This is a genomic window from Pseudoalteromonas sp. SR43-2 (genome assembly GCF_014163885.1).
Classification (GTDB): Bacteria; Pseudomonadota; Gammaproteobacteria; order Enterobacterales; family Alteromonadaceae; genus Pseudoalteromonas; species Pseudoalteromonas distincta.
This window is the reverse complement of the sequence record NZ_JACJED010000030.1, coordinates 1-1,607: the sequence shown is the minus strand read 5'-3', so window position 1 is coordinate 1,607 and position 1,607 is coordinate 1. Positions and strand designations below refer to the sequence as shown.

Genomic DNA, 1,607 nt, shown 5'->3' with positions numbered 1-1,607 from the left:
GGCGAAGTCGATACTGCCGCGCCAACAGTTATTATTGATCCAGTAGGTGATACTAACAACACCACCCCAACTATTTCAGGCACCGCGACGGGTGAGCCAGAGGGCACGGTTGTTACTATTACAGTTACTGATGAAGCAGGTAATCCACAAACTATTACCACAGAAGTACAAGCCGATGGCACCTTTAGTGTTGATGTACCGAACGAATTAAGTGAAGGTGAATTTACTGTTGAAGTATCGGTTACCGATAACGCAGGTAATGAAACCACAGCCACAACAACGGGAGAAGTTGATACCATAGCGCCAATAGTTACTATTAATGCACTAGGCGATACGAGTGATACAACACCGACCATTTCAGGCACGGTTAGCGGGGAGCCTGCTGGTTCAACCATAACTTTAACAGTTACCGATGCTAATGGTGCAGTACAAACAATTTCAGCACAAGTAATTGCAGACGGAAGTTGGACAGTAGAAGTACCTGCGGCTTTAGCTGAAGGGGCCTACTCTGTAGATGCAAGTATTAGTGATAGCGCTGGTAATGAAGGCACAGCAAGTGCTTCAGGCACAATTGATACAAGCGCATTGACTATTACCATTGATGTTATTGGCGAAACTAACGATCAAACACCTCAAATAAATGGTGGTACTTTTAATGCACAAGTTGGCTCTCAAGTTGAAGTTCAGATCACTGACTCAGCGGGTGGAATAATTACTTTAACTACGGTTGTTGATGAAAACGGACTCTGGAGTGTTACTCCGCCAGCCGATTTGGCTGAAGGCACCATTTTAATTAGTGCGTCAGTAACAGACATAGGTGGTGGAAGCGCAAATGTAGAGCTTGATGCTGTAATTGATATTACGCCTCCAACCATACAAGTAAATGAACTAGAAACAAGTAATGATACAACACCGGTTATTTCTGGTAACACAACTGACGTAGTTGCAGGCACAGTTATAAATTTAACGGTTACTGATTCTCAAGGGGTTGTTCGCACATTTAGCACAACAACAGATGCAGATGGTAATTGGAGTGTTGAACTTTCCCAAGAGTTGGCCTCGGGCGATTATTCTGTAGAAGCTGAAGTATCTGATGCTGCTGGAAATAGTGCTTCAGATACTGCTACAGGCATTATAGATACATCAGGACCTAGCTTAACCGTTAACTTTGATACTGTAACTAACGACTCAACACCTACTATTTCAGGCACTAGTGATGCAGACGTTGGTACCAGTATCACAGTTGTTATTACAGATGAAAATGGAGTTGAACAAACACTTAGCACCACAGTAGATGCAAATGGTAACTGGGAAGTAACTCCACAAACAGATTTAAATGAAGGTGATAACACCATCGAAGTGAGTGTATCTGACGAAGCAGGAAATACGACAACAGTTACAGATACAATTACGTTAGACACACAAGCGCCAATACTCACCATTCAAAACGTAGGCGATGTTAGCGACTTAACACCAGAGCTTCAGGGCACCAGTAATGAAATTGGTGGCACTGTTACACTCACCATCACCGACAGCGCAGGCGCTGTGCAAACCATTGAGACCCTAGTTGGCAGCGATGGCCACTGGAACATTGAGATTCCAGGTGC

The 1,607-nt window shown here is 43.9% G+C and carries 1 protein-coding gene; it reads left to right on the top strand.

All coding sequences use genetic code 11. From position 1 onward, the window contains the following. The coding region (locus H5120_RS19005) for an Ig-like domain-containing protein (protein WP_182675769.1) at positions 1-1,607 on the top strand (1,607 nt) is incomplete at both ends.